Raw genomic sequence first — 15,714 nt, forward strand, 5'->3', positions numbered from 1 at the left:
AACGTGATTTAAGAATGATTTGGCGTCATGGAGGCAACTCCCTGACGCTTTCGTTTTAGGTGTTAAAGAATTCAGGAAGTTTATTTTGGATTCAGTCTCGAGGTAAAGATGTCAGATAAAACCAAATGGATATTGAGGAAAAATAAAAACAGTCATTTAAATCCATCAGACTATGAAAGTTTAAAAAAGCAGTTAATGCAAAATTTGGATTTGGGAAGCCGTGCTGCCGAAATACTCATTAATCGTGGGATGGACTCGATTCTACAAACCAAACGTTACCTCAATCCCTCTCATGATGATTTGCATGATCCGTTTCTTTTTAATGATATGGAAAAAGTTGTAAAGCGGATTGTAAAAGCGCAGGAAGCCAATGAAAAGATATGTCTCTATGGTGATTATGACGCCGATGGCACAACGGGAGTATCGATTCTGCTTCACTTTCTTAAGAGCAATGGATTTAATGTCACCTATTTTATTCCTAATCGGTTGATTACAGGTTATGGACTTCATACGACGCCATTGCAGACATTAGTTGACGAGGGGGTAGGCCTGCTGATTACGATCGATAACGGCATTACGGCCAACGATCAAGTCGAATTCTGCAATCAACATAAAATGGACGTGATCATTACCGATCATCATGAGTGTCATGGGACGCTTCCGGCAGCACTTGGAATCATTAACCCCAAGGTGCCCGGTTCAAACTATCCCTTTAAAGAATTATGTGGTGCTGGTGTGGCCTTTAAGCTGGCCCAAGCAATAAGTATCCGGTTAAACGTCGATCTGGATTTACAGAATGCTGTAGAGTGTGTGGCTTTGGCCACCGTTGCTGATCTGGTTCCGCTTCAGAACGAGAATCGAAGCTTGGTTTTTCTGGGACTAGCGTATTTAAACTCTAGTCCTAGAAATCCTGGCATTCGAGCACTCATAGAAGCCAGTGAATTGACGCAGTTAAAGGCCTGGCATTTTGGATTTGTTTTGGGTCCTAAGATTAATGCCGCCGGCCGTTTAGGTGAAGCACATCACATTGTTGATTTACTCACCGGAAGCGACCCGGTAAAGCTGATGGAATTGGCTAAGTTTTTAAGTGAGGAGAATCGTAAACGTCAGGATTTGGAGCTGGCTATCCTGGCGGACGCCCTTGTGCTAGTCGAATCGCAGGAGTTGAATAAGGATGATATCATGATCGTTGTGGGTGAGAACTGGCACTCCGGGGTGATTGGTATTGTAGCCAGCCGGATTCAGGAGAAATACTATCGCCCGGTGATCGTTATCAGCGTCGTTGATGGTATTGGGAAGGCATCGTGTCGCAGTGTTGAAGGGTTTAATATTTTTGAGGCGCTTAAGTCCTGTGGCGAATATTTCAGCAGTTACGGCGGCCATGATCAAGCTGCTGGTTTTAGTATTAAAGCACAAAATATTGGAACAATGATTGAAAAAATCAAAAATTACGGGGAGTCTGTTGGAATAAAAAAGCACCTGATCAGAAAAATTCCCTATGATGCCATTATCAGTGAAGATGAAATCACCTGGGAACTTTTTGAAGTCTGTTCTCGTTTTGAACCCTGCGGTCTTGGTAATCCCGGGGTACAGTTTGTCATTGACAAGCCAGACATTATTTCAATGGGAACCATGGGGAAGGAAGCTAATCATTTACGTTTGAGCTTGAGAAATGATATCAAGGGCGTTGGTTTTGGGTTTGGTGATTTTTATCGCACGCAGCCGGATTTAGCGCTGACTGGTTATCAGGGCGTGGAATTGTTATGTCGTTTAGACGCAAATGAATATCGGGGAAATAAAACCCTGCAATTGTTGGTAAAAGACATCAGGTTGAATCCCATCTGGAATTTGGAAACGGCCAAGCGTTTAGTAAAAGCGATTGTCCAATCAGAAAATCCAGGAGCTTTAATTGACTTGGCAACGGATAACATTAATCCTGGAGATTTGCATTTACTGCGAGAGACGGTCAAACACGTTTATCTTATCCTTGGTAATGCGTCAGGAAGTGGGATATCCGTTTACTCAAAAAAGAATCCTGACCTATCGCCATTTCATTTTTTAATGGCATGTGAAGTATTAAGGGAAGTCGGGTTGATTGCGTATGGATTTAAGGATGGTTTGCTTTTTTCCAAAATAATAGAAACAAGGAAAAAAAAGGATATTCAAAACACGAAACTAATGATAAAATTAAAAAAAATGATTAGTGAACGATAAGGGAGATTTAAGATGGATCTAAAAGAGAATATTGGCATTTATGAAGATTTTCCAAAAGAAGGCATTAGCTTTAAGGATATTAACAGCCTGATTTTAAACCCCAAGGCTTTTCAGTATGTCATTGACGAGATGGCTAAGGTTGCAAAAGCTCTGGATGCAAACATCATCGTAATTCCAGAAGCCAGGGGCTATATCTTTGGCACGCCACTGGCTTATTTAATCGGAGCGGGTCTGGTGCCGATAAGAAAACCAGGTAAATTACCTGGTGAAATTTCATCAGAAGCCTATGATTTGGAATACGGATCAAATGTTGTGGAGATGCAAAAAAATGCCATCAAGCCGGGAGACCGGATTATCATCGTCGATGATTTATTGGCCACCGGCGGAACCATGATGGCGGCGACTAAACTGATCGAAAATCTGGGTGGGGAAATTTCAGGTATTATTACGCTGATTGAACTGACAGATTTAGGCGGCCGCGAGCTGCTTAAGAATTATTTTGTACACTCGATTGTGACCTACCCCTACTAAAAGTACTCATTAATTAAAAAGGCAGAAACGATATGGATAATGACGCAGTAAAAGGAAAAATTGACAATGTAATAAACCTGGTAAAAGCTAACAATCCAGATGCCGAAACGGATATGATCAATAAGGCCTATGACCTGGCTAGGGAAGCCCATAAAGATCAGAAACGTTTGTCTGGAGAGGACTATGTAATTCATCCGGTTTCTGTTGCTTACATTCTAGCTGAAATGCAAATGGATACAGAAACAATTGTTGCTGCCATTTTACATGATGTAATTGAAGATACCATCTATTCCTATGATTATATCAAGGAAGAGTTTAATGAAGATATTGCAGATTTGGTCGAAGGTGTCACAAAAATTGGACGGATTGGTTTTCAATCCAAAGAGGAAAGTCAGGCCGAAAACCTTCGCAAAATGATTCTGGCGATGTCGAAAGATATTCGGGTTATTCTAATCAAGCTGGTTGACCGGCTACATAATATGCGGACCCTGGAATACATGCGCGAAGCAAAGCAGCTTGAAAAAGCCAAAGAAACGCTTGATATTTATGCACCCTTGGCAAATCGGCTGGGAATTTCTACGATCAAGTGGGAGCTTGAAGATTTAGCACTAAAGTATCTGGACCCAGAGGGATATTATGATCTGGTTCAGAAAATTAAAATTAAAAAAAGTGCCCGGGAAGCTTATATTGCTGATGTAATTGATGTTTTAGCTAAAGAAATTGATAAAGTCGGCACGCATGCTGAAATTTACGGACGATCTAAACATTTTTATAGCATCTATCGAAAAATGAAGAATCAGAACCGCAGCTTTGATGAAATCTATGATCTGATTGCAGTTCGGGTTATTGTGGATTCATTAAAAGATTGTTATGGCGTCCTGGGAGTGGTTCATTCTCAATGGACGCCGATTCCGGGACGGTTTAAAGACTATATTGCGATGCCTAAACCCAATCTCTATCAATCCATTCATACAACGGTTATGGGCCCCAAAGGGGAGCCCTTTGAAATTCAGATTCGCACCAGAGAAATGCATGAAACCGCAGAGTATGGGATTGCCGCTCACTGGAAGTATAAAGAAGGCCGAATGGATGCCAAGGACAACAAGTATGAAGTACAGATGTCCTGGCTGCGCCAAATGCTTGAACTCCAGCGTGATTCGGAAGACGCCGGGGAACTAGTGGAAACCATCAAGGTGGATCTGCTAAACGAAGAGGTCTATGTTTTTTCACCCAAAGGTGCGGTGGTTCCGTTGCCGGCGGGATCATGTCCCCTAGATTTTGCCTATCGGATTCATAGTGATATCGGAAACAGCTGCGTCGGGGCTCGGGTAAACAATAAAATTGTGCCACTGAACAGCCCTTTAAAAAGCGGGGACATCGTCGAAGTCATGACTTCTAAAAATTCCAACGGCCCCAGTCGGGACTGGTTGACCTTTGTCAAAAGTGCCCACGCCCGGAATAAAATTAAGCAGTATTTTAAAAAAGAAGAAAAAGACGAAAATGTGCAAAAGGGTCGAAGTATTCTGGAACGGGAAATCAAGCGTGAGGGGTTGCAACACTCTAATCTTTTGAACTTGAATAACCTGGAACTTCTGGCTGAAAAATGCAGTTTTAAAAACCTCAATGATTTTTATGCTGCCATTGGTTATAATGGGATAAAAATTGGAACTGTTTTTCAGAAAATGAAACTGCTTTTTCCCAAGGAATTTCCTGAAGAAGTTGAAGAAATTGTTTTAAAAAAGCCCACCAAGGATGCCAAGAAAACCAGTAGCACCGTCATTGTTGCCGGACATAATGAAATTGATGTTCATTTTGCTAAATGCTGTAATCCGGTGCCCGGCGATAAAATAGTTGGGTACATTACTAAAGGGCGGGGTATTTCTGTTCATCGAGCGGATTGTTCTAATGTTTTAAACCTTACCGATCCCAATCGGATTGTGGAAGTGGAATGGAATAAATACAGTACGGGTTCTTTTACAGCAGAAATTCACATCAAAGCTAAGGAATCCCCTGGAACGATCATCCAGATTTCAAAGACTTTTCTCGATATGGGCATACCCGTGACCGCGCTCAATGCCAAAAATGAAAAAAATGAATACGACTTTTTTTCAGCCACCCTTGAAGTTAAAAGCCGTCGGGAACTAAATTTATTAATTAAAAATTTAAACAAAATAAAAGAAATTATCCAGATTTACCGAGTATAAGGAGACGTTATGCGGGCAGTCATACAGCGGGTATCCGCTTCAGAAGTACGGATTGGTAATGAGTCGGTGGGAAAAATTGCCGAAGGACTCAATGTACTTCTCGGAATTAAAGAAGACGATACCGAAACCGATATGGACTATATTATTAATAAACTGGTCAACCTGAGAATATTTGAAGATGCTGATGGAAAAATGAATCGGTCCATTCTTGATGTGGATGGGGAACTTTTGCTGGTTTCTCAGTTCACCCTTTATGGTGACTGTCGAAAAGGGCGGCGCCCAGGCTTTACCCGAAGTGGCCCAGTGGACCAGGCCGAGAAAAAATATGCTATTTTTGTTGATAAATTGAAAGATCAGCCAATAAAGAAAATTGAAACCGGTGTTTTTCAGGCCGAAATGGAAGTCTTAATCGTCAATGACGGGCCGGTAACTTTGTTACTTGACAGTGAAAAGAAATTTTAGATAAATTAGGGAGAAACAGATGAAAGTAATAAAAAAATCCCTGGGACAGATGGGAACGAACTGCTATGTGGTCTGGGATGAAAAAACGTTGGAAGCAGCAGTCATTGATCCCGGGTTTGAGGATCAGCGGATATCTGATATCATTAATGAAAACAAACTGAAGGTGAATTATATTTTGCTGACTCACGGTCATTTTGACCATCTTGGTGGTGTCAATCAGATTAAAAAGTTAACCGGTGCCAAGGTTCTCATTCATGAAAATGATGCTGATTGTCTTATTGATCCGCGACGTAACCTTTCGGTTCTGGCAGGCATGTCGATGATATTGGAACCGGCTGATGGTTTTTTAAATGAAAATGAGACCATTACCTTAGGTAATATTGCTTTCCGGGTGATTCATACACCAGGCCACTCAAAGGGCGGTATCTGTCTTCTGGCAGAGGATCAGCTTTTTGCCGGAGATACCCTTTTTAATACCTCCATTGGTCGGACTGACTTTGCCGATGGTGATTTGAATGAATTGCTAAATGGAATTAAATCAAAATTGTTTGTTCTGGACGATGCAACCACTGTATTGCCGGGACATGGCGAGAATACGACCATTGGGTACGAAAAAACGAACAATCCTTTTTTAAAGGGGCGTTTTTAGAGAGCCGATGAGAGTACTTCGCTTTGATTTAGAACGACCGGAATTGGAGTATTATTTCCACGAATTATATCAGGCCTTTGACCCAGGCGTAAAAAACGTCGTATCGGGAGCTGCTGATGGTGTATTATCTCAAAGAAAGCGGGGGAATCAAGTCATTCTGACCCTGACATGGGACGATGGAAAAACATTAACTCGGGCCTTTCAAGTTAATAACAGTGATGATCCTCTTGAAAATAGTATTTACAAGGGGTTTCTTTATGATTTTTTATCTGAGTATTTTGACAGGCAGCTGCAGTGGGGAACATTAACAGGAATCAAACCCGTTAAAATGGTGCAAAAGTATGTAAAACAAGGGTGGAGTCCAACAGAAATCAACAATCGATTCAGAAAATACTATCGGGTCAGTCGTGACCGCACGGACTTATTGATGCGGATTGCAAAAAAACAAGCTGATTTTATTCCCGCTGTACAAGCGTGTGCAAATTCTCACCTGATTAGTCTATATGTGGGGATTCCGCTTTGTCCGTCCAAATGCGATTATTGCTCCTTTGTATCCACGATCGTCGACAAAAAGGGTGAAAATCTTGAACAGTACTTTGATCATTTGCTTGTTGAAATAAAAAAAACTGGCGAAATACTAAGCGCTTCAGATTTACGGATTGATACTTTATATATTGGTGGTGGAACGCCGACGGTGTTAAGCGCCATTCAGTTGGATGCGCTGATGTCATCGTTGGAAGAATCCCTTGATTTATCCCATCTCAGAGAATATACCTTAGAAGCAGGGCGACCAGAAACCATTAACCGAGATAAGCTAAAGGTTGCAAAAGATCATGGCGTGGAGCGGCTTTGTCTCAATCCCCAATCGATGAATCCGCAAACGTTGCAAAGTGTGGGAAGACCATGGGAAGCCGGACTGATCGAGAAACAGGTAGCACTCGTCAAATCCTTCGGCTTTAAAACCTTGAACATGGATCTGATTGTGGGATTGGGAAATGAAACACCGGATGATTTTTTACGATCACTGGACGCTGTTATTGCACTTGCACCAGAAAATATAACGATCCATAATCTATCGATTAAAAAGGGCTCCAGAATCAAAGATCAAAACGGGATTGTCGTTAAAGAGGGCTATGGTGAAGGCTTTTATCAGGCGGTGAAGAGCCGTTTAAGTGGTGAAGGTTTTGAACCCTATTATCTGTATCGTTTAAAATACACCAGAGATAACAGTGAGAATACGGGGTATGCAAAGCCGGGACATGAAGGGATTTATAATATTCTGATGATGGCTGAATGCCAGTCTACTATCGGTATCGGAGCCGGAGCAACGGGAAACCTCTATGATCCAGTTACCGATAATATCAGAAAGGTCTTTACGGTTAAGGACGTGAGGACTTATAATGAACGGTTTGAGGAGATTGTGGAGAAGAAGTGTGAAGCTTATAAACAAACACTTTAAACGGGTTTGACAAATTAAGATGTTTACTAACGGTTAAAGAATAATAGGCTGTAATTTCCTAAATAGTAACGGAAAAAGATATTTTGTAATGTAGTTGTAATATTATTCAAAATTATATTGACAATTTGTAAATGCTCATGCTATTATTAATTGCTCCAAGAATTGCATAGTGTGATATTAAGTAAAGGCAAACTTAACGAAAGTTGAAGACGCAAAGCATAGAGTCTAAAGTCGCATGTAATTGTGCGACTATGATAGTCTAGCTACCATAATTATGGTAGCTTTTTTTTTGTTCGCAATTGTTATTTGCAGCAGTTTAAGTCTATTACAAATATATGAAAGAGGTATTTATGGGCATATTTGAGGAAATTTGTCAAAAGAAGGAGAAAATTCTTGTTGTTGGCCTTGGTTACGTAGGAATCCCCTTGGCGATTGGATTTTCGGAGAAGGTTGATGTTATCGGCTTTGATATTGATAAAACTAAAATTGACAAGTATAAAAACGGAATTGACCCGACAAATGAAGTCGGAAATGAGCGAATAAAAAAGACAGCATTAGATTTTACATGTGACGAAAAATGTATTGCAAATGCTAAATTCATTATTATTACAGTTCCAACACCAATTTTTCAAGATAAAAGGCCAGATCTAAATCCGGTGATTGAGGCAAGTAAAATGGTTGGTAGATATATGAAGAAAGATACCATAATTGTCTTTGAGTCTACAGTTTATCCGGGAGTTACCGAAGATATCTGTATACCAATATTACAACAGGAATCAGGCTTGATTCCGGGAATTGACTTTTCAGTCGGTTATTCGCCTGAACGAATCAACCCGGGAGATAAGCAACATCGACTAAAAAACATACCCAAAATTGTTGCTGGATTAGATATTGAAACGCGCCAAATAATTGCTAATGTATATCGATTGGTAGTGGAAGCAGATATTTTTGAGGCTGAATCTATCAAGGTAGCAGAAGCGGCTAAAATTGCTGAAAATGCACAAAGAGATATAAATATTGCATTTATGAATGAATTAGCAATGATCTTTGATCATATGAATATAAATACTGAGGACGTCATCAAAGCAATGAACACAAAATGGAATGCACTGAATTTTTACCCTGGCCTAGTTGGGGGGCATTGTATTGGCATAGATCCATATTATTTTATATATGAAGCAGAAAAACTTGGCTATAATTCACAAATTATATCTGCTGGAAGAAGAATCAATGATGATATGAGCAAGTTTGTTGTTGAAGCAGTATTTAGACAATTAATTAAAGCGGATATTAGTATCAAAGAGACAAATATCTATGTTTTAGGTATTACGTTTAAAGAGAATTGCAAAGATTTAAGAAACTCAAAAGTATGGGATATTATTGAATTATTAAAAGGGTATTATTTAAATCCAATGATATGCGATCCAACTGCAGATAAGGAAGAAGTATATAAAGAGTATCAATGTTGTTTGGTTGATGTTGATCAGATAAGTGATGCTGATTGTATTGTTTTCGCAGTTGCACATGATGATTTTAAGTGTCTTTCCCTGAATGAAGTTAAAAAGATGTATCGCAAAATTGAAACTGCTGGTAAAGTATTGATTGATATAAAAAGTATATTCAATAAAAAAGAGGCTGAAAACTTTGGCTTTCAGTATTGGAATCTGTAGATAAAGGGGATTGAGTTTGAAAAGCTTTCGAAATGTTGGAAATGGGATTAAAATCATAAGTGTAGCAGTTTTCCTGATCTTATTACTTACCTTAGTATTTTACTTTCTTTTTAAAGATTCAAGTACTCTGATAAGTGAAATGATCGTAAATAAAATTCAGTATGATGCTTCAAAAGAGATTGATGACGCTTTAACCAGATTAAGCAATGATCGTCAGAAAGCCGACATTATAGTAGGTACAGAAACAAATAATGGTGTCATAGCACTAACCTTTGACGGTCTTTCAGACCGGGAAACAATGGATAAAATTATTGTTTTACTGAATGAAAATAAAATGAATGGAACATTTTTTGTTTCGGGAATAGAAGCTGCAGAAGATGGTGAAGCTGTGAAGAATATTGTTACAAATAATCAAATGGTTGGTAACTACACACTTTCCGGATCAAAAGACATTATGAATCTTTCACAGCAGGAACAGATTGAAGATTTATGCAGGGCTAACCTAGTCTTGAAGAGCATATTGGGAATTACTCCAACTTTACTGAAATGCAATACAACACATTATGGTGATTCAATCCTTGAATCAGCATATGCAAGTAATTTGAATAAGGTTGTTTTATCGAATCAGTACCTTAGCTATCAAAGTTTTTCATCATACGAGATGACGACAAACTATATAAGAAATATTAAAACTGGAACCATTGTTTCAATAAAACTGGATGATGTACTAGATGAATCCGAATATAGGAAGTCAAATCAACCTATTCAGCCCGCTATTGATAAGAAAACACTTGATAAAAAAAGTACAGAAGAGAGTGTCACTGAGGAAGAGCAGCTGATTCAAATGATTACATGGTTGTTGAAAGCTCTCAAAGAAAATGGTGTAAGAACTGTATTTGTTGATGATGACGCTTTAACAACAGCAGCGATAATAACTTCTCAAGAAAGTAAGGGTTCATCACAAGGAAGTCAAACTGCAGCCTTTTTAGGATTACCGATAGTATCGAGTTCACAAACAAAGCTGCCAGAAAAAAACAATGATTCCAAAACAGATCAAATTGACTACCCTGATTTTAAACCCATGATTGAAAAAAACGAACAAAAGAAAGCACCAGTCGTCAGTCATTTATACACCTCGGAAAAAGGAGTCGTTTTCACATTTAGAGGCATCAGTAATGAAGTAGTTCTTGATAATGTTTTAGGGGAATTGGAGGATATGGGAAATGCCAAAGCAACATTTTTTGTCACCGCTGAAGAAATTGAAGCGTATCCGAGTCGAATCGCTAGAATAATCGAAAAAGGTCATGAATTAGGAAATGGCGGGGTTACTCAGGATTCACATCTGCAAAATCTCAGTGTAGAAGAAGTCTGCAAAGAAATCTACAGATGCGATTTACTGCTGACAAGCATAGGGGTTAATTCGAACAATTATATGCCTGGCTATGGATATACAGAAGGAAATATCAGAGAGGCCGTTTCGGTTATCAGTAATGGTGAAAAAGAATACAATTTAATAACTTATACTGTCTCGATGGTTAGAAACTCCTTTTCCACGATGCCTGCTGACGAAATCATAGAAACATGTTTGCCTGTCTATGTTTATAAATCGCTTAAGCGTGGTGATATCGCGTATTTCCGCATGGATTCGACTGTATTTAATGACAACGCGGAAATGGTAGGAGAACTCGTCAGTCTGGTTGCTGAGAATTATGTTTTCAACGGCTATGTATCAGTTTGTGTGGATAGTACGGAAGAAGATTCGAAATTTGAAACAAGACAAATTCCTATTAATTTTGAAATTCTACCTTTATCTCACATGATCAATACCTATGAAAATTTTGAAACTGGTACAAGAGGGTTGTACTCAATTCAGTCACCAAGCGAAGCGGTTGAGATTGATAAGATTGATTCAGAAACTGCGGATCAAATGATTTACTCAAACTATATTGGTAATCCAAGCGTATCAGGTTCGCAACTGAAAGGTTTTATCGATACAACCGGTATTGACACAACTGGTAAAATTGATGAAAATAGCGAAAACGTCATTTATTTAACGTTTGATGATTGGGGTGGTGATCCAGTAATTATGTCAATTCTCGATGTTTTAGAAAAACATCAAGTTGAGGCGTCATTTTTCGTTATCGCCAAGAATATTGATATCGATCAGGAAGATTTGCCAAAAGAAGAGCAAGTCAGTCCGAATCCTAATCTGCTGCGAGAAATGGCACTGAAAGGTCATGATATTTGCAGTCATAACTATTTTCATATGCTAATTGATATTGATGATGACCTTAAACAAAAAGAAACCCTTCAACATGAACTTGTCAGAAGTTATAAAACACTTTCAATGATAGTTGGTGATATTGCTGAACCGAAACTCTTTTTTAGACCACCAACACTTGCTGTATCGCAAACAGGCTTACAAACTGTTTTTGAAAGTGGCTATAAAAAAAGCATCAGTGGAGATTTTTCCGTACATGATTATGACTGTACAAGTGCTGAGGAGGTTTTTAATACATTAGAATATGGAAATGGAACCTATGAGATTGGTGCGGGAAGCATCGTAATCCTACATATGAATGATCAAAGCGGATTTACAGCGGAAGGGCTGGATATTTTTCTCACGGAAAATGCGAATAAACCAGAAGAAGAACGGTACGAGTTCGCAAAATTGAGCGATTATCTGAATGAAGAGTGATGATTACTTAACAAAAGAAGCGGAGTGAATAATCGAAATGGAAAAAATTACATGATTTTCTCAAAGAAAAAAAGTAGAAATATTGAAGATGTTTTATTAGCGGAGAACGGCGATCGAAGGTTACTCTCTAATGTACCTGATGTTGAAAAAATCAGATCGAACGTTGATCGACGGGGTGAAAAAATATTCGGAGATGGAAATGACATAAAACGATTATCTCAGGGAAAGAAGGCCGGAACACGTTTCAAGGTAGATTTTGAAGCACTGTTAGTTTGTGGTAAAAGTGGCCGAAAAAAACAAACAATTCATTGTCAAGTTGAAGATATTTCCTCTACGGGATTATCAATTATACTTACGGAAGAAGACAGTAAGCGGATTGAAGAATTTGAATGGTATGCTTTGAAATTCGAAATTATTCCGGGATCGATGCCAGAAGGCTATGAAATGAAAGTTAACATCAAGGCGAAGATGGTAAGGAGAAGGGCTGTTGCGGATAACAAAATTATCTGCGGCATGGAGTTTAATAAGACATTGAGTGAGTATGCCAGTAAAAAAAAGGATCGTTATTCTCTGGTTGTTGCGAGTGGGCTTCTGCTCGCGGTTTCAATTTTTATCATATTGATGCGTGCTGAAAGCGTAATATATTTCAAATTTAATAAAGCACTTTATTTATATAGTATTATCGCAGCAGTTTTTTTATTAAGCCGTTACCTTTTTGGGGTTATGTATAAACAGGTGCCTATTAATCCGGAATTCACACCGGGTGTCACAATTATAGTTCCGTGTTTTAATGAAGAAGAATGGATTCAACGATGTATTTTAAGTTGCATTAATCAGGATTATCCTGCGGATAGAATTGAGGTAATTATTGTTGATGATTGTTCAAATGATCAATCGGTTGAAAAGATTAAAGAAATAGTTGAAATCTTGTATCAGGAAGCGAATCGGTATCAAACCAGAGATAGATTAAAATATCTAGTTCAAAGTGAAAACAAAGGAAAGCGTGATGCTTTAGCTTGGGGTGCCGAGAGGGCCATGCATGAGTTGCTTGTATTTGTAGATTCAGACAGCTTTCTTGATCCGTTCGCAATTCGCAATATTGTGCAGCCGTTCCAGGACCCCAAAATGGGTGGTGTTGCAGGAAGAACAGATGTTGCAAACACCTATACAAACGGACTAACAAAAATGCAAGCGGTTCGATATTACATTTCTTTTCGGATTATGAAAGCAGCAGAAGCATATTTCGATGCTGTCACCTGTTTGTCCGGCCCACTTTCATGCTATCGAAAAAAAATCGTTTTGGATAATAAAGAACAATGGTTAAATCAAACATTTTTTGGACAAAAAGCGACTTTTGGGGATGATCGTAGTATGACAAATTTTGTGCTTCAAAATCATCGAACAAGTTATCAAGACAGTGCGGTATGTTCAACAATTGTACCAAATCGCTATAATATCTTTTTAAAGCAACAAATGCGTTGGAAACGCTCATGGCTGAGAGAGTCATTGATTGCAGGTTCTTTTATCTGGAAGAAGGAACCATTTATGGCGGTTTTTTTCTATATGGGGTTAGTTGTTCCTATTGCCGCCCCTATTGTCGTGATTTATAATCTTATTTATATCCCACTTGTTTTGCGAGTTTTTCCGACAACATTTTTCGTCGGATTACTAATGATGGCTTTACTAATGAGTTTGATGCAGTTGTTCATGAGAAAAAGTACAACGTGGGTGTTTGGTTTGTTGTTTTGTTTATATTATGAAGCAATTTTACTATGGCAAATGCCGATTGCCTGGGTTACTTTCTGGAAATCAACCTGGGGAACAAGAATGACCCCTCAAGATATTGAAGAACAAAGAAAAAAAGATGAACAAAGAGAAAAAAGAGAAGCAAAAAGATCAACAGAAGATATTGCTGATAGTCAATAATGCTGGATAATAGAATGGTTTAGGGAAGACATGAAAAATTTAGTTCAAAATAAGAATAGAAGAAAAGTTATCAGAAGTATCATACAAGCTATTGTCTTAATTGGGGTTTCTGTCTTGATCATCAACGCGACCTTTAATTTAAAAAAGTATGCGGATGCTTCACAAAATAGCATTAATGGAGATCACGGCTTTATTGCGATTTCCTACTTTGGTGTTGATCAAACTGGTGATGATACGTTAATTAGTACAAAGTTGTTAAGTCAGCATCTGGAATCGTTGCATAAAACAGGTTACGTGACGATTAGTCAACAGGATGTGTTGGATTACTACAAAAATGGCAAAGAATTGCCGGAGAAAGCTCTGTTTCTGATTTTTGAAGATGGACGACGTGATACTGCAATTTTTGCTCAGGAAATTATGGAAAAGTATAATTTTAAAGCAACAATGCTTACCTATGCCGACAAATTCGAAAAAAGAGATCCTAAATTTCTATCACCGGATGATCTAATTCAAATGGAAAAAAGTACATTTTGGGAACTTGGAACAAATGGCTACCGATTGGAATATATCAATGTTTTTGACCGCTACTATAACTATCTAGGTCAATTAGATTCCTTGGAGTTTGCAAACGTATCATACTATTTAGGACGGGATTACAATCATTATTTAATGGATTATTTAAGAGATGAATATGATATACCAACGGAAACTTATGAAGAAATGTCGGAAAGAGTAAGTAATGATTACGAAAAAATGGCAAATATTTATACTAAAGAAACAGGTGAGTTACCTAAGTTATACATTCTAATGCATTCTAACACAGGACAATTTGCATCAAATGACAAGGTTAGTATAATTAATGAGAAAAAGATTAAAGAGTTGTTCGATATGAATTACAATCGTGAGGGTAATGCCTGCAACAGTTTAGATTCTTCGATTTATGATTTAACTCGTTTGCAACCGCAATCTTATTGGTCAACAAATCATCTTTTAATGAAAATACAAAATGATACGCAGCAAGACATTGACTATGTTTCAGGAAATGCCGATAAAAAATCGAAATGGGAAATAATTTGTGGTGCAAGTGAATTTTTAGATGAAAAAATTATATTGACCTCACTTCCTGAACGAACCGGACTGATGCGCTTGAATAATAGTGAGAATTTTAGAAACATTGACGTATCAATGAGTTTACTCGGGAATGTATTTGGTGTTCAAAAAGTATATCTCAGAGCGGATGATGACTTGGCGTCGGCATTATCGGTAGAGATAACAAATGATCAACTCATTCTCAAAGAAAAATCGAATGATGCAGAGACCATTTTAGCAGACATTAAACTAAAAGGTATTGACGGGACTGAAATCCAATCGATTGAAGAAGATAAAAAGAACGCTGAAATTGAAGCCTTAAAAACAAAAATTCAATATGCTTCAAGTGTAAATGAAGCCACAGCTGTTACGGAACTGTTGAATCGGAAATTGCAGGAGGAAGCACGTACGGTAGAAGACGGTTCTATGGCTTACGAACCGATGATAGATATTAGAGAAAATGGAAAACGACAGCTGGATATTTCAATTTATGAAGATACACTGTCCGTAAAAGTTGATAATAAGCTGGTTGTTGATAAAATAAAGATTGACAACTCTGCAAATGGAGCCTTTTATCTCGAGTCAGCTTGGGGTGGGTATGGATATAGCCAACGAAACTTAACAGATGATGTATACGATGGCGTTTTTGATAAAATTATGATTACTGAGAATGGTTCTGTTTTCGGTGCGGAGAATGGAACAATTATTTTTGAAACTAATATGCATGGAGCAGAATTATGGCTATCCGAAATCAAAAAAGCATGGAGCAGCATTATAAACTGGTTTATAAAAACGCTTTAAATGTGGGAGAT

10 protein-coding genes and 1 riboswitch are annotated in these 15,714 nt (G+C 38.2%); all 10 genes read left to right on the top strand.

Translation table 11 applies throughout. From position 1 onward, the window contains the following. The first annotated feature begins 108 nt into the window (after positions 1-108). The 10 genes from recJ (at position 109) to U2P91_RS02365 (ending at position 15,703) form a co-directional block, all read left to right on the top strand. The gene (gene recJ, locus U2P91_RS02320; RefSeq protein WP_111886597.1) at positions 109-2,214 is read left to right on the top strand and encodes a single-stranded-DNA-specific exonuclease RecJ; all 2,106 of its coding nucleotides are present in this window, start codon (positions 109-111) and stop codon (positions 2,212-2,214) included. Positions 2,215-2,226: 12 nt separating this feature from the next. Beyond that, entirely contained in the window at positions 2,227-2,745 is a 519-nt protein-coding gene (locus U2P91_RS02325; RefSeq protein ID WP_111886598.1) for an adenine phosphoribosyltransferase, read from the top strand. A gap of 32 nt (positions 2,746-2,777) precedes the next feature. Further along, positions 2,778-4,949 (top strand): bifunctional (p)ppGpp synthetase/guanosine-3',5'-bis(diphosphate) 3'-pyrophosphohydrolase, encoded by a 2,172-nt coding sequence (locus U2P91_RS02330; protein ID WP_322518983.1) that lies wholly within the window; start codon positions 2,778-2,780, stop codon positions 4,947-4,949. Between the two features lie 9 nt (positions 4,950-4,958). Beyond that, positions 4,959-5,411, top strand: coding sequence for a D-aminoacyl-tRNA deacylase (dtd, locus tag U2P91_RS02335; RefSeq protein ID WP_111886600.1), 453 nt, complete (start codon positions 4,959-4,961; stop codon positions 5,409-5,411). 19 nt (positions 5,412-5,430) lie between these two features. Next, positions 5,431-6,060 carry an MBL fold metallo-hydrolase gene (locus U2P91_RS02340; RefSeq protein WP_111886601.1) on the top strand — a complete coding sequence of 210 codons (630 nt, stop codon included), beginning with the start codon at positions 5,431-5,433 and terminating at the stop codon, positions 6,058-6,060. 7 nt (positions 6,061-6,067) lie between these two features. Continuing rightward, positions 6,068-7,519: a coproporphyrinogen dehydrogenase HemZ gene (gene hemZ / locus U2P91_RS02345; RefSeq protein ID WP_111886602.1), complete on the top strand. Its 1,452-nt coding sequence runs from the start codon at positions 6,068-6,070 to the stop codon at positions 7,517-7,519. Positions 7,520-7,695: 176 nt separating this feature from the next. Next, positions 7,696-7,790: riboswitch (cyclic di-GMP riboswitch) on the top strand. Between the two features lie 79 nt (positions 7,791-7,869). After that, positions 7,870-9,189, top strand: a complete 1,320-nt coding sequence (locus U2P91_RS02350; protein WP_111886603.1) for a nucleotide sugar dehydrogenase — start codon at positions 7,870-7,872, stop codon at positions 9,187-9,189. Between the two features lie 16 nt (positions 9,190-9,205). Next, entirely contained in the window at positions 9,206-11,887 is a 2,682-nt protein-coding gene (locus tag U2P91_RS02355; protein ID WP_111886604.1) for a polysaccharide deacetylase family protein, read from the top strand. Between the two features lie 24 nt (positions 11,888-11,911). Then, positions 11,912-13,813: a glycosyltransferase gene (locus U2P91_RS02360; protein ID WP_322518984.1), complete on the top strand. Its 1,902-nt coding sequence runs from the start codon at positions 11,912-11,914 to the stop codon at positions 13,811-13,813. Positions 13,814-13,843: 30 nt separating this feature from the next. Further along, a complete protein-coding gene (locus tag U2P91_RS02365) occupies positions 13,844-15,703 on the top strand; it encodes a glycoside hydrolase (RefSeq protein ID WP_111886606.1) in 1,860 nt (619 codons plus the stop codon). The last annotated feature ends 11 nt before the right edge of the window (positions 15,704-15,714 follow it).

The organism is Acetobacterium sp. K1/6 (assembly GCF_034438075.1).
GTDB lineage: Bacteria > Bacillota > Clostridia > Eubacteriales > Eubacteriaceae > Acetobacterium > Acetobacterium carbinolicum.

What these genes read in the sequence shown, in the direction of transcription:
- recJ (WP_111886597.1), top strand. Translation starts at nt 109, where the DNA reads ATGTCAGATAAAACCAAATGGATATTGAGGAAAAATAAAAACAGTCAT.
- U2P91_RS02325 (WP_111886598.1), top strand. Translation starts at nt 2,227, where the DNA reads ATGGATCTAAAAGAGAATATTGGCATTTATGAAGATTTTCCAAAAGAA.
- U2P91_RS02330 (WP_322518983.1), top strand. Translation starts at nt 2,778, where the DNA reads ATGGATAATGACGCAGTAAAAGGAAAAATTGACAATGTAATAAACCTG.
- dtd (WP_111886600.1), top strand. Translation starts at nt 4,959, where the DNA reads ATGCGGGCAGTCATACAGCGGGTATCCGCTTCAGAAGTACGGATTGGT.
- U2P91_RS02340 (WP_111886601.1), top strand. Translation starts at nt 5,431, where the DNA reads ATGAAAGTAATAAAAAAATCCCTGGGACAGATGGGAACGAACTGCTAT.
- hemZ (WP_111886602.1), top strand. Translation starts at nt 6,068, where the DNA reads ATGAGAGTACTTCGCTTTGATTTAGAACGACCGGAATTGGAGTATTAT.
- U2P91_RS02350 (WP_111886603.1), top strand. Translation starts at nt 7,870, where the DNA reads ATGGGCATATTTGAGGAAATTTGTCAAAAGAAGGAGAAAATTCTTGTT.
- U2P91_RS02365 (WP_111886606.1), top strand. Translation starts at nt 13,844, where the DNA reads ATGAAAAATTTAGTTCAAAATAAGAATAGAAGAAAAGTTATCAGAAGT.